Origin of the sequence: Xanthobacter tagetidis (genome assembly GCF_003667445.1) — a bacterium.
Taxonomy (GTDB): Bacteria; Pseudomonadota; Alphaproteobacteria; order Rhizobiales; family Xanthobacteraceae; genus Xanthobacter; species Xanthobacter tagetidis.
In genome coordinates this window covers 61,089-84,194 of the sequence record NZ_RCTF01000006.1, presented here as the reverse complement: position 1 = coordinate 84,194, position 23,106 = coordinate 61,089, and the positions used below count along the sequence as shown (strand labels likewise).

Genomic DNA, 23,106 nt, shown 5'->3' with positions numbered 1-23,106 from the left:
CGCTGAGCGGTGAGCCCGACCGGCGCTTCGGCCGGCCGGGCATTGCGAGACAAGGCCCACTTGGTTTGGGAGCCAGCTTATGAATCAGGAAGTCCTGAACGTCTTCAACCCGACCGTTCCGGCGCCGAGCTTCAACCAGATCCGCATCTCGATCGCCAGCCCGGAGAAGATCCAGTCCTGGTCCTACGGCGAGATCAAGAAGCCCGAGACCATCAACTACCGCACGTTCAAGCCCGAGCGCGACGGCCTGTTCTGCGCGCGCATCTTCGGCCCGATCAAGGACTACGAGTGCTTGTGCGGCAAGTACAAGCGCATGAAGTACAAGGGCATCATCTGCGAGAAGTGCGGCGTCGAGGTCACCCTCTCGCGCGTGCGCCGCGAGCGCATGGGCCACATCGAGCTGGCCGCCCCGGTGGCCCATATCTGGTTCCTGAAGTCGCTGCCCTCGCGCATCGGCCTGCTGCTGGACATGACGCTCAAGGACCTCGAGCGCATCCTGTACTTCGAGTATTTCGTGGTGCTTGAGCCGGGCCTCACGCCGCTCAAGTATCGCCAGCTTCTGTCCGAGGACGACTATCTGCGCGCCCAGGACGAGTATGGCGAGGACTCGTTCACCGCCATGATCGGCGCCGAGGCCATCCGCGAGCTGCTGCGCTCCATGGACCTCGAAAAGATCGCCGCGGACCTGCGCGTCGAGATCGCCGAGGCCACCACCGAGCTGAAGCCCAAGAAGCTCGCCAAGCGCCTGAAGATCGTCGAGGCCTTCCAGCTCTCCGGCAACAAGCCGGAGTGGATGATCCTCACCCACGTTCCGGTGATCCCGCCGGACCTGCGCCCGCTTGTCCCGCTGGACGGCGGCCGGTTCGCGACCTCCGACCTCAACGACCTGTACCGCCGCGTCATCAACCGCAACAACCGCCTCAAGCGGCTGATCGAGCTGCGCGCGCCGGACATCATCATCCGCAACGAGAAGCGCATGCTTCAGGAGGCGGTTGACGCGCTGTTCGACAACGGCCGCCGCGGCCGCGTCATCACGGGCGCCAACAAGCGGCCCCTCAAGTCGCTCGCCGACATGCTGAAGGGCAAGCAGGGCCGGTTCCGCCAGAACCTGCTCGGCAAGCGCGTGGACTATTCCGGCCGCTCGGTGATCGTGGTGGGCCCGGAGCTGAAGCTGCACCAGTGCGGCCTGCCCAAGAAGATGGCGCTGGAGCTGTTCAAGCCCTTCATCTATTCGCGCCTCGACGCCAAGGGCCACTCCGCCACCGTGAAGCAGGCGAAGAAGCTCGTCGAGAAGGAGCGTCCCGAGGTGTGGGACATCCTCGACGAGGTGATCCGCGAGCATCCGGTGATGCTGAACCGCGCGCCGACGCTCCACCGCCTCGGCATCCAGGCGTTCGAGCCGGTGCTGATCGAGGGCAAGGCGATCCAGCTTCACCCGCTGGTCTGCTCGGCCTTCAACGCCGACTTCGACGGCGACCAGATGGCCGTGCACGTCCCGCTCTCGCTGGAAGCCCAGCTGGAAGCGCGCGTGCTCATGATGTCCACCAACAACATCCTGCACCCGGCGAACGGCCAGCCGATCATCGTGCCGTCGCAGGACATCGTGCTCGGGCTCTATTACCTCTCCATCATGCGGGAGAACGAGCCGGGCGAGGGCATGATGTTCGCCACCATGAGCGAGATCGACCACGCGCTGAACGCCAAGTCGATCACGCTCGCGACCAAGATCCGCGGCCGCTATGTGGGCGTGGACGCGAACGGCAAGACCTATTCGAAGATCTACGAGACCACCCCCGGCCGCATGAAGATCGGCGAGCTTCTGCCGAAGCACCCGAAGGTTCCCTACGACGTCGTCAACAAGCTGATGACGAAGAAGGAAATCTCCAACATGATCGACACCGTCTACCGCCATTGCGGGCAGAAGGAATCGGTCATCTTCTGCGACCGCATCATGTCGCTCGGCTTCTACAACGCCTTCAAGGCGGGCATCTCCTTCGGCAAGGACGACATGGTCGTGCCGAAGAAGAAGTGGGACCTCGTGGAGGAGACCCGCGCGCTCACCAAGGAATACGAGCAGCAGTACAATGACGGCCTGATCACCCAGGGCGAGAAGTACAACAAGGTGGTCGACGCCTGGGGCAAGTGCACGGACCGCATCGCCGACGAGATGATGAAGGAAATCTCGTCCGTGAAGAAGGATCCGAAGACCGGGCGCGAGAAGCAGATCAACTCGATCTACATGATGAGCCACTCCGGAGCGCGTGGGTCGCCCGCTCAGATGAAGCAGCTTGCCGGCATGCGCGGCCTCATGGCCAAGCCGTCGGGCGAGATCATCGAGAGCCCGATCATCTCGAACTTCAAGGAAGGCCTGACCGTGATGGAGTACTTCAACTCCACCCACGGCGCCCGCAAGGGCCTGGCCGACACCGCCTTGAAGACCGCGAACTCGGGCTACCTCACCCGCCGCCTCGTGGACGTGGCGCAGGATTCCATCATCACCGAGCGCGATTGCGGCTCGGAGAAGGGAATCGCCATGCGCGCCATCGTCGACGCGGGCCAGGTGGTGGCCTCGCTCGCCTCGCGCGTGCTCGGCCGCACCGCGGTGGAGGACGTGGTCGAGCCGGCCACCGGCGTCGTCATCGTGCCCAAGGGCCAGATGATCGAGGAGCCGCACATCGAGCGCATCACCAAGTCCGGCATCCAGGAGATCCGGATCCGCTCGGTGCTGACCTGCGAGACCCGCAACGGCGTGTGCGGCACCTGCTACGGGCGCGACCTCGCCCGCGGAACGCCCGTCAACATGGGCGAGGCGGTGGGCGTCATCGCCGCCCAGTCCATCGGCGAGCCGGGCACCCAGCTCACCATGCGCACCTTCCACATCGGCGGCGCGGCGACCCTCGCCGACAGTTCGTTCGTGGAAAGCAATTTCGAGGGCACCATCAGGATCCGCAACCGCAACGTGGCGCGGAACTCGGATGGCGACCTCGTGGTGATGGCCCGCAACCTCGCGGTGGTGATCGTCGACGTCGACGGCTCCGAGCGCGCGGTGAACCGCATCCAGTACGGCGCCCGCCTCAAGGTCGACGAGGGCGACACCATCAAGCGCGGCCAGCGCATCGCCGAGTGGGATCCCTACACCCGTCCCATCCTCTCCGAGGTCGACGGCACGGTGGCCTTCGAGGACCTGGTGGAAGGCGCCTCGATGAACGAGCAGGTCGACGAATCGACCGGCATCGCCAAGCGCGTGGTGACGGATTCGCGCTCCGGTCGTGGACCGGAACTGCGTCCCGCCATCCTCATCAAGGGCAAGGACGGCAAGATCATCAAGGTGGCGCGCGGCGGCGATGCCCGCTACGCGCTGCCGGTGGAGGCCATCATCTCGGTGGACCCCAACCAGACCCTCAAGGCCGGCGACGCGGTGGCCCGCGTGCCCATGGAAAGCGCCAAGACGCGCGACATCACGGGCGGTCTGCCGCGCGTGGCGGAGCTGTTCGAGGCCCGCCGTCCGAAGGACGCGGCGATCATCGCGGAGATCTCCGGCACCATCCGGTTCGGCCGCGACTACAAGAACAAGCGCCGGCTCTCCATCGAGCCGACGGACGGCGGGGATCCGGTCGAGTACCTGATCCCGAAGGGCAAGCACATCCATCTCCAGGACGGCGACGTGGTGGAGAAGGGCGACTTCATCGTCGACGGCAACCCGGCGCCGCACGACATCCTGGCGATCAAGGGCGTGGAGGAGCTTGCCGCCTTCCTCGTCAACGAGATCCAGGAGGTCTACCGGCTCCAGGGCGTGCACATCAACGACAAGCACATCGAGGTGATTGTCCGGAACATGCTCCAGAAGGTGGAGATCGACGACTCGGGCGAGACCGACTTCCTCGACAACGAGCAGGTCGACCGGCTCGAGTTCCTGGAGGCGAACGAGAAGGCCGCCGAGGAGGGCAAGAAGCCCGCCACCGGCCATCCCGTGCTCCTGGGCATCACCAAGGCGTCGCTGCAGACGCGCTCCTTCTTCTCGGCGGCCTCCTTCCAGGAGACCACCCGTGTGCTCACCGAAGCCGCCGTCAACGGCAAGGTGGACCCGCTGGAAGGCCTGAAGGAAAACGTCATCGTCGGCCGCCTCATCCCGGCCGGCACCGGCGCCCAGATGGCGCGGTTGCGCTCCATCGCCAACAGCCGCGACGACCTCATCGTCGCGACCCGCGACGAGCAGACCGAGGGCCAGCCTCTGGTCGAGGGCCCGGCGCCCGTGGCGGAGTGATCCGCCGCGCAGGTCGCATCAGCATCTGGAGGGGCCGCCGCGAGGCGGCCCTTTCCTTTTGCGGGGCGCGCGTCGCGCCGGCGTCCCCGGCGAGGGGGCTGAAAACGATTTCAAATCCTGCTCGCGCGGATGTGATCGGCCATTGCCCTGCGCGCCAGCCGGTCCCCCGCGGCCTGGACCGGCACCAAACGCATTCTTCGCAACTGGTTGGACGTTTTGGATTCTCCGGCCGGCATGGCGACATGAAGTAAAATTCAGTCGACAAACCTTCGCGGTGGGCGTGCACTCTGCTGGCCGCTTCGTAGAGTTCTTCAATGGCGGGTTGAGTGGTCCCGAACCAGCTGCTCTTGGAGGAACGATTGCCCCTTCTTCATCCTGAAGGCGGGATGCGTCCGGTGGTTCGGCCTGCCGGCTTGCGCCGCGAGGACGCCGAGAACGTGAATGCGGCCGCCATCCTGGTGGTGGCCTTCGCCTGCGGCTTGTCCGGGCTGCTGATGGGCCTGTGCCTCGCCGTCGCGCCCTTGAAGGGCCTCTCCTTTGTCTTCGGCGCGGTGTTCGCCGGAGGCGCCGTGTGGTTCGCGCGCGACCTCATGGAGACGCTGCGCCGGTGACGGCGCGCGGCGTTCCCTGCCGATAATCCAGCGGGCGTTCCACCGATCCCATTGGTTCAATGCGATCGGCGCGCGCTGCTAGCGCACCTCGAACGGCAGGTTGGCCGTGGCCGCGCCGCCGCGGCCGTCGCGCACATAGGCGAACACCCGGTAGCGGCCGGCCGGCAGCCCATGGATGCGGGCGCCCGTGGCCGAGCCGTCCGTCAGCGATTCCGGAAAGGCGGGCGGTACGGACTCCGGATCGCCGCCGACGCTGCGCGCCGTGGTCTCGGCCATCACCTGCCAGTCCACCTTCAAGGGATCGCCGTCGGGATCGCTGGCGGCCAGCACGGCGCGAAAGTCTGTGCCCGCCGGCGCGCTCTGCGCCCCTGCAAGGCGGAAGGCGAGGACGCGAGGCGCGCGGTTGCCCGCTGCGCCCGGCACCTTGCCGCCCCAGGCCTCGGCCATCACTTCCACCTGCTCGGTCCAGTCGCCGGCGGGCGTCAGCAGCGAATACCAGGTGGGCGTCACCTCCTGCTTCTGGCCCCACAGGAACGGCAGGACGCCCACGGCGGCGTGCTCCGACGCGGCGAGATAGCGCCGCAGGCGCTCCGCCTTCTGGGTGGAGGTGGGCTCCATGCGCGCGCCCCAGGGGGCGGCCGGCGCGTCCCAATGGCCCAGCGCGCCCATCTCGGTGAGCAAGATGGGCCCGGTCCAGCCCTGCGCACGCGCGCGGCCCGGCGCCGAGAGGGCGCCGTCGCCATAGGTGTTGATGCCGAGCACGTCGATGGCGGGCGCCACCCGCATCAGATCGGCGACCTTGGTGCCGCCCACCTCGGCCACGACCGCCATGGTGGGGTGCTGGCCGTCCAGCGTCTTCACGAGCTGGGCCGCCTCGCCAACTGCCGCGAAGGCGGCGCGCGCGCTCTCGGCGTCGGCCTCCACCTCGACCTCGTTGCCGATGCCCCACATGAGCAGCGCCGGGTGGCTGCGATAGCGCTCCACCATGCGCCGGAGCGCGGCGAGCTGGCTCTCCACCGCCGCCCGGTTGCCATAGTCGAAGCCGAGCCGCGGATGGCCCATCCAGAAGCCGACGATCACCTTGAGGCCGTTGCGCTGGGCTGCGTCCAGCGTCTCGCCGGGGTCCTCGCCATAGGTGCGCACCACATTGGCGCCGAGGCCCTTGAGGTCGGCGAATCGCGTCTGTCCGCTGGCGCCGCGCGGCAGGAAGGCGCGCCCATCCACCAGAATGTCGCGGCCATGGACGGCGACCTGCGAGGCGCCGGCGGTCGCCGGCAGGAAAGCGAGCGGGGCGAGGACAATGAGGGCGGCGGGGCTGAGGCGGAAGGCTGGCACGGCAGAGAACCCTGGGGCGAGGGGGGATCCGGAAGAGGCGCGCAGGCGCCCATGATGCGTCGCACCATGATGCGCGCAAGACAAGGGCGGCTGCATGAACTTATGCTTGGCGCGCCCACCTTGGAAAAGGCGGCGTGCGGCGCATCCCGAAGACCGGGCGCGCCCGCCGCCGGGCCGGCGCCCTTGGGGCGATCCGGTCACCGGAACCCGAACGGGCCGCACGGACGGCCCGCCCGCCACAGGAGAGGACGCCTCATGAATCTCGCCCGCAAGCTCAAGGCGCGCGCCGCCGAAGGCCGACCCGTCCGCGTCGGCCTGATCGGCGCCGGCAAGTTCGGCTCCATGTTCCTGTCGCAGGTGCGTACCACGCCGGGCATGCACCTCATCGGCATCGCCGACCTCTCCCGCGAACGGGCGGTCGCCGCGCTCGACGCCACCGGCTGGGATACGGGCTCGGCGCTGGCCCGCGACTTCGACGAGGCGCGCCGCACCGGGCGAACGGTGGTGACCGAGGACGCCGCCGCCCTCATCGCCGCGGACGGGCTGGAGGTGATCGTCGACGCCACCGGCAGTCCCGCCGCCGGGCTCCACCACGCCTTGTCGGCCATCGAGCACGGCCGCCACGTGGTGATGGTGACGGTGGAGGCGGACGTGCTCGCCGGCCCGCTGGTGGCCGAGCGCGCGCGCCGGGCCGGCGTGGTCTATGCCGCGGCCTATGGCGACCAGCCGGCGCTGGTGTGCGACATGGTGGACTGGGCCGAGGCCTGCGGCTTCCGCGTGGTGGCGGCGGGCAAGGGCACGCGGCATCTGCCGGCGTTCCACGGCTCCACCCCGGAGACGGTGTGGGACAACCTCGCCATCGCGCCGGAGATGGCGCAGGCGGGCGGCATGAACCCGCAGATGTTCAATTCGTTCGTGGACGGCACCAAGTCCGCCATCGAGATGGCCGCCATCTCCAACATGACCGGCCTCAAGGCGCCGCGCGACGGCCTGCTGTTCCCGCCCTGCGGCGTGGATGACCTGGCGCGCGTCCTGCGTCCGCGCGCGGACGGCGGCGTCCTGGAGGAGGCCGGCATGGTGGAGGTGGTCTCGTCGCTGGAGCTGGACGGCCGCCCGGTGTTCCGCGATTTGAGGTGGGGCGTCTATGTGGTGCTGGAGGCGGATCCCTCGCAGCGCGGGGACTATGCCCGGCGCTGCTTCAAGGAATACGGCATGGTGACGGACCCCTCGGGCCGCTACACCGCGCTCTACCGGCCCTATCACCTGATCGGCCTGGAACTCGGCATCTCGGTGGCGGCGGCGGCGCTGCGGGGCGAGGCGACGGGCTCGGCCATCGGCTTCTATTCGGACGTCGCCGCCACCGCCAAGCGCGACCTGCCGGCCGGCACGGTGCTGGACGGGGAGGGCGGCTACACGGTCTATGGCCGCATCATGCGCGCCGAGGATTCGCTTGCCCTCGGCGCGCTGCCCATCGGGCTCGCGCACCATGTCACGCTCAGGAACCCGGTGAAGGCCGGCGCCGCCGTCTGCTGGGCGGATGTGGAGATCGCCGACGGCGAGGCGGTGCGCCTCAGGCGCGAGATGGAGCGCATGTTCCGCCCGCAGGGCGAGCGCCTCAGCGCCTGAGGCCGGCTGAGGGTGGCCTACTGCGCGCGCGGCGCGTTGTTGGCCACCACGCGGTCGTAGGCGACGAGATCGAGGAAGGCCTCCACCTCCACGGCTGCGCCGTCCTTCATCCGGAAGATCCAGACGAACTGGTTGCGGTAGGGCGCGCCGGAGGTGGTGGTGGCCGACCCGTCGAAGCGGACGATGACCCGGTCGCCGCTCGCCCAGATGTGCCGGACCTCGGGCACCACCGGCCCCGTCAGGCGGCTGGTGAGGGGCGAGGACGCCCGGCCGACGAAGTCGTCCATGCCGCGATAGGTGCCGGCGACCGAGCTGGAGCCGTGGATGATCCACACGAAGTCGGGCGCGAGCAGCTCCGCGAAGACGTTGCCGCCCTTGCGCCAGGCCTCGAACGCGGCGCGCACGATGGCCGCGTTGCGGGTTTCGGCCGCAGCGTCCCGGGTCTCCGGCGCGGCGCCCGGCGTGGGCTCGGCCCGGCTCGCCGGCGCCGCGACCAGCAGGGCGGCCGCCGCGACCAGCAATGCGCGGGCGAGACGGGCGGCCGGCGGCCGGCGCAGCGGGCCGGGCAGGGAGAAGGTCGGTGGGGTGAGGCTCATGGTGTCGTCCTTTCCGTGATGGGAGGCCGGGAGGGCCCCGGAAGGCGCGGCATCGCGCCGGGTTCAGGCGGCCCGCGTCACGCGCGCGCCGCCGAAGATGAGCTGCTGCACCAGCGGGCGATCGACGAAGCGCGCCGGGAAGACGGGGGCGGGGGCGCTGGCCCGGTCCAGGCGCTCCAGATGCGCGGCGGACAGCGCGACATCGAGCGCCGAGAGGTTCTCCTGCGCCTGGGCAAGGGTGCGCGCGCCCATCACCGGCGAGACGACCGCGGGATGGGCCAGCGTCCAGGCGAGCGCCACCTGGGAGGGCGTCGCGCCCAGCTCGGCGGCGATGGCGCCCACCGCCTGCGCGATGTCGATGGCGCGCTCGGTGAGATGCCCCGACGCGGCGATGACGCCCCTGCGGCTGTCGGAGACGGCGGCATCGCGGCTGTCCGCGACGTCGGCGCGGGAATACTTGCCCGCCAGCACGCCGCCGCCCAGCGGCGACCAGGGCAGGACGCCGAGCCCGAGCGCCGCCGCCATGGGCATCAGCTCGTGCTCGACCGTGCGCTCCACCAGGCTGTATTCGATCTGTAGCGCCGCGAAGGCGGACCAGCCGCGCAGGTCGGCGAGCGTCTGCATCTGCGCGATGCGCCAGGCGGACGTGTTGCAGATGCCGAGATAGAGCACCTTGCCCGAGCGCACGAGATCGTCGAGCGCGCGCATCACCTCGTCAGGCCGGGTCGTCCCGTCCCAGGCGTGCAGATAGAGCAGGTCGATGCGGTCGGTGCCGAGCTGCCGCAGGCTCTGTTCCACCGAGCGCACGAGGTTGAGCCGATGATTGCCGCCCGCATTCGGGTTGCCGGGTGCGCGCGACATGGTGAACTTGGTGGCGAGGACGATCGTCTCGCGCGTGCCGGCGATGAAGGTGCCGAGAAGGCGTTCGGCCTCCCCGTTGGTGTAGTTTACGGCGGTGTCGATGAAGTTGCCGCCCCGATCGACATAGAGATCGAAGATGCGGCGGGCCTCCGCCGCGTCGGCGCCCCAGCCCCAATCCGAGCCGAACGTCATGGTGCCGAGGCTCAGGGGCGAAACCCGCACGCCAGAGCGTCCCAAAAGCCTGTACTCGTCGAGTTTCATCGGGCTGACATCTCCTGTTTCCGAAAAGGTAGGAGACGCCGCCTGGAGCGACAATTTGCCCAATGTTGACCACCTTGGTAATCTCAAATTACCAATGACGGCCGACCTGACGGGCATAGCGGTGTTCCTCGCGGTCGCGGAAGCGCGCAGCTTCCGCGCCGCGGCCGAGCGCCTGGGCGTGACCCGGCCGGCGGTGAGCCAGGCGATCCGGCGCCTGGAGGACCGGCTCGGCATCGCCCTGGTCCAGCGCACGACGCGTAGCGTCGCCCTCACCGAGGCTGGCGCGCAGCTCTACCAGCGCCTCGCCCCCGCCGTCGCCGAGGTGGGCCTGGCGCTCGATGCGGCCGCCGACCGGGACGTGGCGCCCAGCGGGCTGCTGCGGCTCGCGGTGTCGTCGATCGCCGAGCGGTTCATCTCCGGCCCGCTGCTGGCGGCCTTCGCCGAGGCCAATCCCGCGGTCCAGATCGACGTCACCGTCACCGACGAGGAATTCGACATCGTCGCCGAAGGCTATGATGCGGGCGTGCGGCTCGGCGAGGTGATCGACCAGGACATGATCGCGGTCCCGGTGTCCGGCCCGCAGCGCCAGACCGCGGTGGCCGCGCCGTCCTACATCGAGCGCTTCGGCCGGCCGTCGCATCCCACCGAACTGCCGGGCCATCGCTGCATCGGCTGGCGCCCGGCGCCGCGGGCCGCGCCGTATCGCTGGGAGTTCGGCGAGGACGGGCGCGAGTTCGACGTCGCGGTCCATCCGCAGGTCACCACCAACGACATGTGGCTGATGATCCGCACCGCCTGCGCCGGCGGCGGCATCACCTTCGGCATGGAGGAGACGTTCCGGCCCTATATCGCCGCGGGGGAACTGGTGCCGCTGCTCGAGGACTTCTGTCCGCCGTTCGCCGGCTTCTTCCTCTATTTCCCCAACCGCCGGAACCTCGCCCCGAAGCTGCGGGCGCTGGTGGAGCATGTGCGGCGCTGGCGGTAGCAGCTCTGCGGGGCGGCCGGCCGCTCCGTCGAGGGGACATGCGGCGCGTCCTCCAGACATGGCACTCGACGCGTCGCGATCGTCCGCCGGGGCATCCCGCCGCCGCCAAACGGCACCGGACGCTGCCGTCGCGTTCAAGTCACGAAAGGTTCAGGTCCCGGCGCCGCCTTCCTTGAGTGGCGGCTGTATCCTTCGAACGCATCCACATCCAGCGCTCGGCTAAACAGAAAACCCTGAAACAAATGGCAGCCCAATCTAATAAGAATATTCTTCTGCATCTCCGTCTCAACGCCTTCGGCGACAACATTTAAGCTAAGTTTATTGGCCATATCCATTATGGCTTCTATAACCACGATCTTTTTCTTGTTTGACTGCATGTCATGCACGAAAGATCTATCGATCTTGATCTGGCCAAGCGGGACGCGGTGCAGGATGTTCAGGGATGAATATCCCGTCCCGAAATCGTCCAGTGACCAGACCAGGCCGATCGCCTTCAATTGGTTCATCTTCTCGACGGTCGACGTAACGTTCTCGACGAACATGCTTTCGGTCAGTTCCAGCTTCATGCGCCGCGGATCCGCCCCGCTGATCTTGATGATTTCCGACACGATGCGCACAAAGTCCGGCTGGCGGAACTGGGATGCGCTCACATTGACCGCGAGGGTGAGATGCTCGGTCTCCGGCCGCGCCTGCCACAAGGCGAGCTGCGCGCAGGCCGCGCGAAGAACCCAGGTTCCGATCGGAACAATCAAGCCTGTTTCTTCGGCAAGGGAGATAAAGCGGGCCGGAGGAATGTCGCCCATCGTGGCGTGCTGCCAGCGGATCAGAGCTTCAGCGCCGACGACCTCCCCGAATTCATTCACCTGAGGCTGGTAATTCAGGTGGAAACCATCATGTGCGATGGCCTGCCGCAGCTCCACTTCCATCATCCGCCGAACGGTGAGGTCGGCATTCATAATGACGACGGTCAGGACCAGGCCGGCCACCGACGTCACGGTGTTCGTCAGCACCCCGATCCATGCCACTTGCTCCGGAATGACGAGCGCGGCGTCCTGGATGGTGAGATTGACATTCTCGAACACGACGAAGGCGATCAAGCAGAACAGGGGGATGATGAATTTGAGATACAATCCGTCCTGGCGAAATATAAAATAGCATCCGATGGCAACGGGAAGGAAGTGCAGGTGCGTGGCCCTCGGCAGGCCCGGTGGAACCGTATCGAACAGGCAGAATATCACCAGCGTGAGCGGCAGAAAGTGGGCCTCCAGAACGGCTGCCGCGCGCAGGCGGTTCTGCAAGACCAGTAGCAGCAGGCCGCCGCCGGCGAGCGCGACGGCGAGATCCAACAAGGCCAGCATGGGGCGGGCGGCCACCACGAACGCGGTGCACCAACTCGCGCCCAGGACGATCATGATCAAGGATGCGCCGAAGGTGATGGCCTTTACGCGTCGTGTATGACCCTCGTCCCAATTCGCGTAAGCAGCGCTCCCAAAAAGAGCCTGACCCATGGCACCCCCTTCCACAGCTGGGAAAAGACTGCACCATCAACGCCGGATGTCATACCCTTGCAGGTCAAAAACCGGCCGGGCGAGGCGACTTTAAATGCGCCGTGCGCCGGGCATCGAATTGCGCCTCGCCTCATGTTGCGATCGGATTTCATCGCAGGTGTCACACGGCAGCACCGGTTGAATATCTGCCCTTATGGCATGTCAGGCCGAATTCCAAAGCGTCCAGCATGGTTTGAAGCCGGCTCTCATCTGTCGGCCGCGGCGGAAATTCTTTTCTCGGGCGCGGAGCGCTTCAGGGGCACGGTGAGATCGAGGTGGCCACGGATCTGTGCCCCGCTTGCACCGTTCGGCCTCGGCCCCGGCGGCACCGACGGTCGCGGCCGTTTCGATGCCGCAGCGTCGGGGATGGCATGGCGCATCACCAGTTCTGTCGATGCGCCCCCATCGCGGCGGAGATAACTCCTTGGCACCCGGGCCTGCAAAGGGCCCCTCGGTGCGGGCTGCGATCTTCGAGGCCCGGGACGTCTCACTGCGAGTGATCCCATGCGAAACACCTTCGGACTGATTTCCGGCTTGTGGCTCGGTGCGCTGGCGGTGCTGCCGGCTTCGGCGCTCCCGGCCTCGGCGCTCCCGGCTTGGGCGAGGCCGCTGGCGCCCCCTTCTGTCCCAGAGCCTGCCGTCGTGATCCCCGTCGCCCAGGGCTGCGGGCCGGGCTGGTGGCGCGGGCCGTGGGGCCATTGCCGCGACACCCCCTATTCCGGCCGTGTGCCGGGCGGCGGGTGGGTCTACGACCTGCCTCCCACCTACGGCTATTTCGGCAATGGCTGCCCGCCCGGCTACTGGCACGGGCCGTGGGGGCACTGCCGCGACACCCCCTATCACGGCCGGCTGCCCGGCGGCGGATGGCAGTGACGACGACGGCCGTCTCCTCTCAAATCCAATGGTAAGAAAGCTCTTCACCATGACCCGCACGACCATGAACCGCTCATTTGCGGCCGCCCTGACGGGCGCGCTTCTCATCGCCGCGCCGGCAGCGCAGGCCCAGACGGCACCGCCCGCCGGCGCGCCGCCGGCGCCGCCCGCCGTGGAGCTCTACAGCGCGGCGGATGCCCAGGCCGTGCTCGACGCGCGCCTTCTCGCGCTCAAGACGGTGATGACCCTCACCCCGGAGCAGCAGAAGCTCTGGCCGCCGGTGGAGGCCGCCATCCGCGAGGTGGCGAAGCTGTCCGCCGAGCGCCGGGCCGAGCGGGCCAAGGCGCCGCCGCCGGCTGATTTCGTCGACATCCTGGAGCGCATCGCCGATGCCGAGGCGGTGCGGGCACGCGACCTGAAGACAATGACGGCCGCGCTGAAGCCGCTCGTCGCGTCTCTCACGCCGGAGCAGGTTCGGCGCATCCCCGCCTTCCTCGGGCTGCGCGAAGGCGCCGCCGGCCTGCCCCAGCCTACCGCCGAGATCTGGCTGTTCGAGGAAGAAAACTAAGGTCAATATAATACCTTCTGGCCAACCGCAGTCCCGAGGAGGCTCGCATGCCCATCTCCTTCCTGCATTCCAAGGGCACCGAAGCGCCCATCAAGATCCCCGCGATCGGGCTCGACCTGTTCGTGCGCATGCCGCCGGCGGCGAGCTCGGGCGAGTTCTGCTTCATCGAGACCATCAATGCCCCGGGCGCGGGGCCCCCCCGGCATCGCCACCGCGAAGCGGAGATCTTCCGCGTCATCGAGGGCCGGTATCTCTATGAGGCGGATGGCCAGCGCTTCTATGCCGAGGCCGGCGACGTGGTGAGCATTCCCGGCGGCGTCGAGCACGGCTTCTGCAATGTCACCGACAAGCCCGCGCGCCAGTACATCCTGATGGCTCCCGCGCTCGATGCGGCGGCCTTCTTCACCGAGCTGGCCGGCGTGATGCACGACGGCATCCCCGACCAGACGGCGCTCAATGCCTTCGGGCTGAAGTGGCACGTCGAGTTCCTGGGCCCGCCCGTGAGCAGGAAGGACCAGCCCACGGAATAATGCGCCGCCGCGCAGCCGCCATCGACGCAAGATCGAGAGGTCCGTCCCGCGGGGCAGACAGAAGCACGCCATCAGGGGGAGGGGAGGAGAGGATGAACGATCAGGTGCTCATCGCCGGCGCGGGGCCGGTCGGCCTGACAATGGCCCTGGAACTGGCCCGCTACGGCGTCCCGGTGCGGATCATCGACAAGATCCCCGAGGCGACCCACACGTCGCGGGCCGTTGCGGTGTGGCCGCGCACGCTGGAGCTGCTCGACCGCTCCGGGGCGGCGGCGGACATCATCGCCATGGGCAACAAGGTCACCGTTGCCAACATCCTGTCGGGTGGCCGTCCGGTGGCCTCGCTGTCGCTGGACCAGATCCCCTCGCCCCATCCGTTCGCGCTGATGGTGCCGCAATACGACACCGAAGCCGTGTTGCGGCGCCACCTCGCAGCCCACGGCGTCACGCCCGACCTCGGCGTCGAGCTTCTCGGTTTCGAGCAGGACGAGGATGGCCTCTCCGCCCGCCTGCGGGAGCCCGACGGCGCGGAGCGCACCGAGCCCTATGCCTATCTGGTGGCGTGCGACGGCGCGCACAGCGTGGTGCGCCATCACCTCGGCCTCGACTTTGAGGGCGACACCCTCGGCCTCGACTGGACGCAGGGTGACTTTCACCTGAGCGGATATCCCTTCCCCTCCTCGCAGTTGGCCATCTTCTGGCACGAGGACGGGCCGCTGCTGTTCTTCCCCATGGCGCCCGACCGCGCGCGCGTCATCACCAGCCTCGGCCCCTCGACCGCGACGCCGCCCGTCGCGCTGGACCAGGAGGCGTTCCAGAAGATGATTGACGCCCGCGGCCCCCAAGGCATCACCCTCACCGGGACGGAGTGGGTCAGCGCCTTCCGCATCAACGAGCGGCAGGTGGAGAACTATCGGTCCGGCCGGGTCTTCCTCGCCGGCGATGCGGCCCACATCCACAGCCCGGCCGGCGGGCAGGGCATGAACACCGGCATGCAGGACGCCATCAATCTGGCGTGGAAGCTGGCCCTCGTGATTCGCGGCATCGCCGGCGCGCCGGCGCTTTTGGAGAGCTACGATCTGGAACGCCGCCCGGTGGGCGCACAGGTGATCGCGGCCTCTGGGCGCATGACCCGGATCGGCACGCTGGCCGACCACACGCTGCAGCATGTGCGCGACTTCGCCGCCCATATCCTGATGGGGCTGTCGCCGGTGCAGCGGGCCATCACGGGGCTGATGGCGGAAGTCTCCATCGGCTATCCGGACAGCCCGCTCAACGGCCCGTCCCAGGGCGACGCGAAGGCCGGCGCGCGGGTGCGGCCGGTGGCGGGCGAGGGGCCGTTCGGCGCGGGCGACACGCCGCTGTTCACCGCGTGCGGCGGAAGCGGGGCGGCCGAACTCGCCGCGCGCTTTCCCCGGCTCGTGGCGGCGGCGGCGCCTCGGTCCGACGCCGGAGCTTTCATCTCGCTGGTCCGGCCGGACGGCTACCTTGCCGCCCAGGTGGCGGATGCGCACTGGCAGGACCTCGTGCCCTATCTCCAGCGGATCGGGGCGGAGCGGGGACAGCCCCTCGGGTGAGGCTTCTCCCCAATGGCCGCGGCGGGCGCAACGACCGTCCGCTTCACAGCTGAAGGGCCTGCGATGCCGCGGCGCCTCGATGCGGCAGAGCTTGATCTGCTGGCCGCCGGCGCCTGGATCGCCCGAGCGGCCCCCGTGTTCGTCCCGCGTGTTTCGATCCGACCTCTTCAAAGGAACCGCACATGCACAATGATCTCGGTGAAGCGAAGCCGGACGGGCCAGGCCCGGCGGATCGGCGCGTGTATCGCGAGGCCTCGCCAACGGAATTGATCTACATCGCCACGCGCATGATCGTGGTCAGCCGCAGCACCATCTCCGGAACGATCGGCAGGGCGCAGTTCGAGGCGGCCGTCGCGCATCTCGAAGCGCGGTATGGAATCCTGCGCTCGGTGGTCGAGGGCGGGCATTTCGTGGAGCGGTCGGATGACCGGTCGGTGATCGAGGCCTGGTTGCCCGCCGGCAGCTGCTCCGCCGAGACCCTCTACGCCCGGCTGCTGAACGCCGACCTCGACACTTCGAAGACCCTCTATGCCATCCACGTCATCGCCGCCGATGACGCGCTCGATGTCTTCATGCTCACGTCCCATGCGATCACGGACGCGACCTCGCTGATCGAGCTGCATTCCTGTCTCGCCCACATGTGCGACTGCGTCGTGCGCGGCGCGGCGCCGGCCCTCGGCGTGCAGCCGTTCCCGACCCCGGTCGACGATGCCGTGAGCCGCAGCCTGGCGGCGCTTGGCACGGATGCGCCGGCTTCTTCCTATTCCGGAGTGTTCGCCGAGATTCCCATGCCCGCGCCTCATGATGGCGGCCCCGTGACCCATCGGCTCGAACGCGTCGTGATCGGGGCGGACGCGGTGCATCGGATCAAGGCGGCGAGCCATGCAAGCGGCTCCTCCGTGCATGCGCTGCTGCTGGCCGCGTTCGCCCTCGCCATTGGCGACGTGGCGGAGGGACGTCCGCGCCGGATTCTCATGCGGTCGTCGGTGGACATGCGCCGGCGACTCGAACCCCACGTTTCCCCTGAACTGGTCTTCACCGCCATCACCGGGCACATCACGCCCGTCCCCGACCTCGGCCGGCCCATGATCGAGATCGCCCGCTTCATCTTCGACGATATCCATCAGGGACTGGCGAACGGCAGCATCTTTCACGACTACGTCAATTATCCGCGGGCCTTCGGCAGCCCCCAGCAGGCGCCGGTCGCCATCAATGTCTCCGACATCCAGACGGTGCAGTTCCACTGGCCGGTCGAGCGGCTGGCCGTGACCGGTTTCGAGTATGCCTTGGGCTGGATCAAGAGATTCCCTAATGTCTCCGTGTCGGTCTATGACGGCACGCTGATCGCCAACATCGTCTATGTGGAAGAGTTCGCCACTCCGGCAACGATCCGCGCCATCTCGGACGGCTTCGTCAGGAGGCTCGATTCGGCCGGCGGACAATAGAGGCCCTGCGCCCCCGCGCGGGGCGCGGGGCGCGGGGCGCGGCTGCGGGGTTACGTCTACTTCGCAGCGAGCGGCACGTAACGCGGCGTCCAGACCTTGGCGCGCAGGCGCTGCTGGATCTGATCGACCGCGACGTCGGGTGCGGCGCCTTCCCGGTGCGCCTGCATCGCGACCGCGAGGGCGACCTTCGCCGCGACCTCGCGCAGGGCGCTCACCGGGGGCAGGAGATTGTGCTTCGGGTTGAGGCGCGCCGGCGACGCCTCCGCCAGCGCCTTCGCCGCCGCCATGAACATCCCATCCGTCACGCGGCTCGCGCCGACGGCCAGAGCGCCGAGGCCGACGCCGGGAAAGATGTAGGAATTGTTGGTCTGGTCCACCTTGAAGCGGGTGCCGTCGCGCAGGAGCGGGGGAAACGGGCTGCCGACGCCCACCAGAGCCCGCTTGTCGGTCCAGGCCTCGATGTCCGCCGGCGTCGCTTCCGCGCGCGAGGTCGGATTCGACAGGGGAAAGATCACCGGACGCTCGTTGCACGCGGCCATGGCGCGGACCACCGGCTCGCCGAAGGCGCCGGCCTGGCCGGAGACGCCGATCAGCACGGTCGGTCGGGCATTGCGCACCACGTCGAGGAGCCCAATCTGGTCGGGATGGTCGAGGGTCCAGCCTTCGATCGCCCGCCTGCTCTGCACGAAGGGGGTCTGGAACGGCGCGAGGTCGGGCATGCCGTCGATCAGCAGCCCGTCCCGATCGACCATGAAGAAGCGTTGTGCCGCCTCGCTTTCCGACAGGCCGGCATCGCACATGGCGGCGCGGATCAGGCCGGCGATCCCGCAGCCGGCCGAGCCGGCGCCGAACACCGCCACCCGCTGCTCGGTCAGTGGCACGCCGGTGACGTTGATGGCCGCCAGCAAGGTCCCGGTTGCCACCGCCGCCGTGCCCTGGACATCATCGTTGAAGGTGCAGAGCCGGTCGCGATAGCGCTCCAGCAGGCGCGTCGCATTGTTCTTCGCGAAGTCTTCCCACTGCAGCAGAACCTGAGGCCAGCGCCGGATGACCGCCGAGACGAAGGCCTCGATGAAGTCGTCATACGCCTGCCCCCGCACCCGCTCGTGGCGCCAGCCCACATAGAGCGGATCGGCGAGGCAGTCGGCATTGTCGGTCCCGACATCGAGCAGGATCGGCAGCGTGGTGGCCGGATGCAGGCCGCCGCAGCCGGAATAGAGCGCGAGCTTGCCGATGGGGATGCCCATGCCGCCCGCCCCCTGGTCTCCCAGCCCCAGGATGCGCTCGCCATCGGTCACGACGATTGCCTCCACCGCGTCGAAGCGGGGCTGCGCGAAGATCTGGTCGAGCCTTGAGCGGTGCGGAATGCTTAGGAAGAGGCCCCGCGGCTTGTGATAGAGGCGGCTGAACTGCTGGCAGCCGGCGCCGACGGTCGGGGTGTAGACGATGGGCAGCAGCTCTTCCAGGTTCCCGACCAGCGTCGCGTAGAGCAGGGTTTCGTTGATGTCCTGCAACTCGCGCAGGAAGGCATAGCGTTCGATATCGGTCTCGAACTGGCGCAGCGACTGGAGCGCGCGGGAGATCTGCTCGTCCAGGGTCGAGACGTGCGGCGGCAGCAATCCGTGCAGATGGAAGGCGTCGCGCTCGTCCTCGGAGAAGGCCGTGCCCTTGTTGAGCTGGGGGTCGGCCAGCAGTTCGTACCCGCTCAGCGCGGTGGCCATTGATGCGGTCGCCTCAGACATGAAGATCTCTCCTACCCCTGCCCGGTGCGCCGCAGTTCGATGAAGGTGTCAGGTCCGTAATGCAGGGTGTTGCGCGCGTAATAGGGCGGCACCTGCATGTCGAACTGAGCGTGCCCGTGGCTCACGTCGCTGCGCAGGAGATCGGTGCGGCTGGCGATGTCGAGGCGCAGCCGCTCGCCCTTCCTCAGCACCACGGGCTGCGGCGTGAGGCTGAAGCGCAGCGTCACCGGCACGCCGGGTGTCAGGGGCTCGGGCTGATCGATGTCGATGGCGATCTCGGTCAAGGTGGAGCGCGCCGCGTCGATCCTGCGACAGGCAGGGCGGATCGCGCCCATGGAGAGGATCTGGTAGCCGCCGTCCGCCGAGACGAGGCCGGTGCGGGCCACCACGTAGGAATCGATCTCGTTGCAGCTGAAGGAGAGGCTCAGCGTCACCGGACCGGTCAGCTCCGTCTCCTCGTCCACGGGCATCTCGAAGGTGAGGCGCTGGGTCTCCACTTCGTCGAAGCCCGCCGTGACGATGGCGCCGAGCGGCACCGCCGCCCATCGGTTGGACCCGGCCACCCCTGGGGCGCGATGAAGGCAGTGCGTGTCGGCATCCGCGCCGCCGGAGGCCGGGTAGAGCCGGAGCGCCGTGCTGCCGGGAAGGGGCCAGTCCGTTGCGCTGCGATAGTCCTTCGGTCCCTCCGTCCAGTATCGCACCCGCGGCTGCGCGGCATAGCCGTTGTCCGCGCCGTAGACGAGATGGTCGAAGAAGGCGAGCGCCTCAAGCTGCCAGGCATAGACCGGCAGGTCGTAGGTCGCCGGGCCGACGATCAGCCAGCGGCGATCCTTCGGCGTGCCGGCATTCTCGAACAGGTCGTAGGCGCCGAACTGGTGCAGGTTGAGGTAGCCGGCATTCTGCACCACGACGAACGGCACCTCGATGTCGCCCAGCGCGCCGGACGGGCCGGACGGCAGCACGCTCGTCGCCCGGGTCTTGCCGTCGAGCATGAGGCCGGCGAACAGGCGGCGCGTCGGCGCCGTCGGCGTCATGCGCTGAAACCCCTTCATGATCCGCGACATGCGCTTCTTCAGCTGCGGCCACCACAGGTGCTTCAGGGGCGAATTGGTGATGTGGCTCACCACCGCGCGCAGCAACGGCGGCACGTGCAGCCTGAACTGCAGCGGCGTGAAGTTCGCGCCCATCCAGAGCGCGAAGAAATCCGGCTGCGGCGCGCCGCCGAACATGGCGATGTGGCGGAAGAAGTCCGTGCACATCTCGTTGGTGAAGAAGCCCTTCAGGGCCGGCGGACGAAGCCGCGCCACCTGCGGCTGGGTCAGCCCGTAATAGGAGGTGCCGAACAGCACCACCTGCCCATCGCACCAGGGCTGGGCGGCGGCCCAGGCGATGACCTTGGCGTGGTCTTCCACGTCCGTGTCGTTGAGATAGACGGCATCCGCCCCGCCCGAGCGGCCCATGCCGCGGCGGGTGACGATGACATGGGCATAGCCGCGGTCGGTGAAGACCGGCGGACTGCCGGTCTCGTTGTTGCCGGCGGGCGCGCCGGCGGCCTGCAATTCCTTGGAATAGGCCGCGAAGCAGATGATCGCCGGATAGCGGCCCGGCGCCTTCGGCACATAGACATCGGCCGCGAGCGCGATGGAGGGAGCGACCTCGACCATCTGGTCCGCGAGGACGCGGCAGCCGAGCCCCGACTTCGCGGCGGGTCCCGGCGTCCAGCCGGCGAGCTGCGGGCCGAACAGGCCGCCCTTCGGCGCGATGAGATTGTCCCAGAAGCCCGGCTTCCCGGCTTGGGTCGTCATGTGCATTCTCCCCCGGGTCTCAGGTCGCCGCGCCAGATCTTGGCGCGGGGTCGTTCTACAATTGCGAGATATCGAGGCCGGTCTTCTTCTGCGCGGCCAGGCGCATCTCGCGCACCACCCATTTCTGCTTGTCGTCCGGAATGAAGAAGCCGCCGATGCCGGATGAAAAGAGCAGGTCGAAGACGCGCTCCGTCACCTCGGTCAGCGCCTGCTCCAGATTCGTCCCGTCCTCGGGCTTCGGCGGAACCATGATGACGATGGTGTCGTCCGCCTGCTCGACGATCTCGATCCTGAAATCCGGGCCCGGCGTGTAGCCGAACTCCGCGCAGACCACCCCGACCGGGTCGGCGAGGAGCTTGGCGCGGTAATCGTGATCGGTGGCGATGCGCTCGTAGTTCTTCTCGACGAAATCGGCATTGCTCACGGCTCATCTCCCTCGGTGCGAGCCGCGTTGCGCAGGGCCAGCAGCTTGAATTTGGCGGCCACGGGCACGAGCCAGATGAACAGGCCCTGGCTGGACCACAGGTCCATCTGGTTGAGCGGCGCCGGCGGCGGGGGCGATTGCGGTGCGCGGGCGGGCGGGATGGTGAAGTAGACCCGGTCGCGCCGCTGCACGACCACCTTCACCTTGACGCCGGCCGGCACGTTCACGCCCATGGTCTTGAGCGCCCCGACCGGGTCGCTCTCCACCTGCGCGGCGAACGCGTCGTCGGTCCACACGCGCCGTGTCAATTCCTTCTCAAAGTCTCCGGACATGACCGCCTCACTTATTCTGCATCGATGGGTATCCGTCGGGCGGCGCCGCACCGCCGCCGGTTCACGGCTCGCGATTGATGATCAGGAAACTCGGACCCTGATGCGCGAGCGCGCGGGCGAGCACGTCGCCGACGCTTGCGGCAGCGTCGATCGTCTCGACGCGGGCGCCGAAGCCCTCGGCGATCTTGCGCATGTCCACATCGGGATCGCTGAAGTCCAGGCCGACGAAGTGCGTGGTCGCGATGGTCGTGCCCATCACGTTGCACCACAGGTCTTTCAGCAGCCGGTATTCGTTGTTTACGAAGCAGATGAAGATGGAGGGGATGGCATACTTCGCCGCCGTCCAGAGCGCGTGGATGGAGAACAGGCTTCCTCCATCGCCGACGAAGCAGGCGGCGTGCTTGCCGCTCGCCAGGCCGATGCCGACGCCCAGCGGCAGGGCCCAGCCCAGACCGCCGCCGCGCGGCGAGAAATGCACGTTCCGGAAGCCGAGGCTCACCGCCATGTCCTGCACGATGGCGTCCTCGGACGAGCCTTCCGTGATGACGTGGGTGGAGCGGTCGAGATGGCGCAGCACCGCCAGGATCAGCGCATCGCTCGCGTGCGGTCCCGAAGCGGGATATTTGGCATCGAGAGCCGCCTCGTCGACTGTCCGCGCCACAGGTACCCTGTCGGCGCCGAGCGCGGTCGCCAGCGCGTCCAGGGTCGCCTGGATGTCGCCGAGCACCGCCATGTCGCAGGGAAAGTCGAAGCCAAGCTGGCTGGCCGCCGGCGCGATCTGGATGACCTGCAATTCCGGCGGCAGCGCCTGGAGGCCATCATAGGTGAAGCTGTCCACCTTCTCGCCGATCAGCAGCATGGTGTGGTAGCGGCCGAGCGCCTCGTTGATCGCCTTCGTGGTGGGCGGAAGCTGGCCGCGGAAGTTCGGATGCAGCGGATCGACCGTGCCCTGCACATGGAAGGGCGCGGCATAGATGTCGGCGCCGAGGGCGCTCGCGATGCGGCTGATGGCATCGATGCCATGCGCCGCGCCCACCGCGTAATCGGCGACAATGGCGAGCCTGCCCGCCGGCACCGCCTTGAGCGTGTCCGCCACCTCGCCGATGGAGTGCGGCACCACGTCCTCGACGATGCGCGTCTTCTTGAACGTCGTGTGCCCGGTTTCCTCCAGCATGAAGTTCATGGGAATGGAGAGGAAGACCGGACCGGTCGGCTGGAGCCGCGCGTGCAGGTAGCAGCGTTGCAGGGCGACGGCGAGATCGTCCGTGCGCGTCACCTCATAGGCATATTTGGTGGCGGTCTGCGCCAGCTGGACATTGGGCGCGCCCAGCACCGGATTGTGGATGAGGAAGCGGGAATCCTGCTGCCCGTTGATCACCAGCAGCGGCACCCCGGACATCAGCGCGTTGCGCATGTTGAACATGCCGTTGGCGAGGCCCGGATAGGTGTGCAGGCTGACGATGGACGGCTTGCCGGTGATCAGCGCATAGCCCGCGGCGATGCCCACCGCGCTCGATTCATGCAGCGACAGCACATAGGTGGCCTTCGAGGCGGCCACGGCCGCGAGGAAGGTCGTCTCCGTGGTTCCGGGATTGCCGAAGACGAAGGGAATGTCATACGTCGCAAGGAAATCCTGGATGAGCTCGCCACCGGTCCGGGTCGTCATGTTCGCTCCAATGATCTTGCCGGAGCCAGCCGAGTGGCGTGCGCCGTACGTGGTATTT

General features: G+C 68.1%; 18 protein-coding genes. 9 read left to right on the top strand and 9 right to left on the bottom strand.

From position 1 onward, the window contains the following. Positions 1–79 precede the first annotated feature (79 nt). Positions 80–4,264 carry a DNA-directed RNA polymerase subunit beta' gene (gene rpoC, locus D9R14_RS09150; RefSeq protein WP_121623022.1) on the top strand — a complete coding sequence of 1,395 codons (4,185 nt, stop codon included), beginning with the start codon at positions 80–82 and terminating at the stop codon, positions 4,262–4,264. Between the two features lie 395 nt (positions 4,265–4,659). Further along, on the top strand, positions 4,660–4,875 hold the full coding sequence (locus tag D9R14_RS09145) for a hypothetical protein (RefSeq protein ID WP_170168561.1): 216 nt from the start codon (positions 4,660–4,662) through the stop codon (positions 4,873–4,875). 78 nt (positions 4,876–4,953) lie between these two features. Here D9R14_RS09145 and D9R14_RS09140 read toward each other — a convergent pair whose 3' ends face one another. After that, positions 4,954–6,210: a glycoside hydrolase 5 family protein gene (locus D9R14_RS09140; RefSeq protein WP_121623020.1), complete on the bottom strand. Its 1,257-nt coding sequence runs from the start codon at positions 6,208–6,210 to the stop codon at positions 4,954–4,956. Positions 6,211–6,465: 255 nt separating this feature from the next. Here D9R14_RS09140 and D9R14_RS09135 point away from each other — a divergent pair, with 255 nt between their 5' ends. Next, positions 6,466–7,836, top strand: a complete 1,371-nt coding sequence (locus D9R14_RS09135; RefSeq protein ID WP_121623019.1) for an NAD(P)H-dependent oxidoreductase — start codon at positions 6,466–6,468, stop codon at positions 7,834–7,836. Positions 7,837–7,853: 17 nt separating this feature from the next. On the opposite strand, the gene D9R14_RS09130 is transcribed toward D9R14_RS09135, so the two are convergent. Further along, positions 7,854–8,432 (bottom strand): nuclear transport factor 2 family protein, encoded by a 579-nt coding sequence (locus D9R14_RS09130; protein WP_121623018.1) that lies wholly within the window; start codon positions 8,430–8,432, stop codon positions 7,854–7,856. Positions 8,433–8,495: 63 nt separating this feature from the next. Continuing rightward, positions 8,496–9,554, bottom strand: coding sequence for an aldo/keto reductase (locus D9R14_RS09125; RefSeq protein WP_121623017.1), 1,059 nt, complete (start codon positions 9,552–9,554; stop codon positions 8,496–8,498). A gap of 94 nt (positions 9,555–9,648) precedes the next feature. Between D9R14_RS09125 and D9R14_RS09120 the strand changes: the two genes are divergently transcribed. Then, on the top strand, positions 9,649–10,539 hold the full coding sequence (locus D9R14_RS09120; protein ID WP_121623016.1) for a LysR family transcriptional regulator: 891 nt from the start codon (positions 9,649–9,651) through the stop codon (positions 10,537–10,539). Positions 10,540–10,673: 134 nt separating this feature from the next. On the opposite strand, the gene D9R14_RS09115 is transcribed toward D9R14_RS09120, so the two are convergent. Further along, entirely contained in the window at positions 10,674–12,047 is a 1,374-nt protein-coding gene (locus D9R14_RS09115; RefSeq protein ID WP_121623015.1) for a putative bifunctional diguanylate cyclase/phosphodiesterase, read from the bottom strand. Between the two features lie 543 nt (positions 12,048–12,590). Here D9R14_RS09115 and D9R14_RS23640 point away from each other — a divergent pair. From D9R14_RS23640 to D9R14_RS09090, 5 genes are all read left to right on the top strand, one after another. Next, positions 12,591–12,959, top strand: coding sequence for a GCG_CRPN prefix-to-repeats domain-containing protein (locus tag D9R14_RS23640; RefSeq protein WP_394010877.1), 369 nt, complete (start codon positions 12,591–12,593; stop codon positions 12,957–12,959). A gap of 49 nt (positions 12,960–13,008) precedes the next feature. Beyond that, a complete protein-coding gene (locus tag D9R14_RS09105) occupies positions 13,009–13,527 on the top strand; it encodes a Spy/CpxP family protein refolding chaperone (protein WP_245420660.1) in 519 nt (172 codons plus the stop codon). A gap of 47 nt (positions 13,528–13,574) precedes the next feature. Next, positions 13,575–14,057, top strand: coding sequence for a cupin domain-containing protein (locus D9R14_RS09100; RefSeq protein WP_121623014.1), 483 nt, complete (start codon positions 13,575–13,577; stop codon positions 14,055–14,057). A gap of 92 nt (positions 14,058–14,149) precedes the next feature. Then, positions 14,150–15,634 (top strand): FAD-dependent monooxygenase, encoded by a 1,485-nt coding sequence (locus D9R14_RS09095; protein ID WP_121623013.1) that lies wholly within the window; start codon positions 14,150–14,152, stop codon positions 15,632–15,634. A gap of 182 nt (positions 15,635–15,816) precedes the next feature. Further along, positions 15,817–17,079, top strand: a complete 1,263-nt coding sequence (locus tag D9R14_RS09090) for a phthiocerol/phthiodiolone dimycocerosyl transferase family protein (protein ID WP_121623012.1) — start codon at positions 15,817–15,819, stop codon at positions 17,077–17,079. 56 nt (positions 17,080–17,135) lie between these two features. Here the strand turns inward: D9R14_RS09090 and D9R14_RS09085 are convergent, their stop codons facing one another. The 5 genes from D9R14_RS09085 to D9R14_RS09065 form a co-directional block, all read right to left on the bottom strand. Beyond that, the gene (locus D9R14_RS09085; RefSeq protein WP_121623011.1) at positions 17,136–18,821 is read right to left on the bottom strand and encodes an NAD-dependent malic enzyme; all 1,686 of its coding nucleotides are present in this window, start codon (positions 18,819–18,821) and stop codon (positions 17,136–17,138) included. A gap of 11 nt (positions 18,822–18,832) precedes the next feature. Further along, positions 18,833–20,626, bottom strand: coding sequence for a CocE/NonD family hydrolase (locus tag D9R14_RS09080; RefSeq protein ID WP_121623010.1), 1,794 nt, complete (start codon positions 20,624–20,626; stop codon positions 18,833–18,835). Positions 20,627–20,681: 55 nt separating this feature from the next. After that, positions 20,682–21,050, bottom strand: coding sequence for a hypothetical protein (locus D9R14_RS09075; RefSeq protein WP_121623009.1), 369 nt, complete (start codon positions 21,048–21,050; stop codon positions 20,682–20,684). Beyond that, positions 21,047–21,382, bottom strand: a complete 336-nt coding sequence (locus D9R14_RS09070) for a hypothetical protein (RefSeq protein ID WP_121623008.1) — start codon at positions 21,380–21,382, stop codon at positions 21,047–21,049. The genes D9R14_RS09075 and D9R14_RS09070 overlap by 4 nt, the downstream gene beginning before the upstream one ends. A gap of 61 nt (positions 21,383–21,443) precedes the next feature. After that, positions 21,444–23,048 carry a thiamine pyrophosphate-binding protein gene (locus tag D9R14_RS09065; RefSeq protein ID WP_121623007.1) on the bottom strand — a complete coding sequence of 535 codons (1,605 nt, stop codon included), beginning with the start codon at positions 23,046–23,048 and terminating at the stop codon, positions 21,444–21,446. Between the last annotated feature and the right edge of the window lie 58 nt (positions 23,049–23,106).

Excerpts from the sequence above, each read along its gene's own strand:
- rpoC (WP_121623022.1), top strand. The coding sequence starts at position 80 with ATGAATCAGGAAGTCCTGAACGTCTTCAACCCGACCGTTCCGGCGCCG.
- D9R14_RS09135 (WP_121623019.1), top strand. The coding sequence starts at position 6,466 with ATGAATCTCGCCCGCAAGCTCAAGGCGCGCGCCGCCGAAGGCCGACCC.
- D9R14_RS09130 (WP_121623018.1), bottom strand. The coding sequence starts at position 8,432 with ATGAGCCTCACCCCACCGACCTTCTCCCTGCCCGGCCCGCTGCGCCGG.
- D9R14_RS09125 (WP_121623017.1), bottom strand. The coding sequence starts at position 9,554 with ATGAAACTCGACGAGTACAGGCTTTTGGGACGCTCTGGCGTGCGGGTT.
- D9R14_RS09120 (WP_121623016.1), top strand. The coding sequence starts at position 9,649 with ATGACGGCCGACCTGACGGGCATAGCGGTGTTCCTCGCGGTCGCGGAA.
- D9R14_RS09115 (WP_121623015.1), bottom strand. The coding sequence starts at position 12,047 with ATGGGTCAGGCTCTTTTTGGGAGCGCTGCTTACGCGAATTGGGACGAG.
- D9R14_RS23640 (WP_394010877.1), top strand. The coding sequence starts at position 12,591 with ATGCGAAACACCTTCGGACTGATTTCCGGCTTGTGGCTCGGTGCGCTG.
- D9R14_RS09105 (WP_245420660.1), top strand. The coding sequence starts at position 13,009 with ATGACCCGCACGACCATGAACCGCTCATTTGCGGCCGCCCTGACGGGC.
- D9R14_RS09100 (WP_121623014.1), top strand. The coding sequence starts at position 13,575 with ATGCCCATCTCCTTCCTGCATTCCAAGGGCACCGAAGCGCCCATCAAG.
- D9R14_RS09095 (WP_121623013.1), top strand. The coding sequence starts at position 14,150 with ATGAACGATCAGGTGCTCATCGCCGGCGCGGGGCCGGTCGGCCTGACA.
- D9R14_RS09090 (WP_121623012.1), top strand. The coding sequence starts at position 15,817 with ATGCACAATGATCTCGGTGAAGCGAAGCCGGACGGGCCAGGCCCGGCG.
- D9R14_RS09085 (WP_121623011.1), bottom strand. The coding sequence starts at position 18,821 with ATGTCTGAGGCGACCGCATCAATGGCCACCGCGCTGAGCGGGTACGAA.
- D9R14_RS09080 (WP_121623010.1), bottom strand. The coding sequence starts at position 20,626 with ATGACGACCCAAGCCGGGAAGCCGGGCTTCTGGGACAATCTCATCGCG.
- D9R14_RS09070 (WP_121623008.1), bottom strand. The coding sequence starts at position 21,382 with ATGTCCGGAGACTTTGAGAAGGAATTGACACGGCGCGTGTGGACCGAC.
- D9R14_RS09065 (WP_121623007.1), bottom strand. The coding sequence starts at position 23,048 with ATGACGACCCGGACCGGTGGCGAGCTCATCCAGGATTTCCTTGCGACG.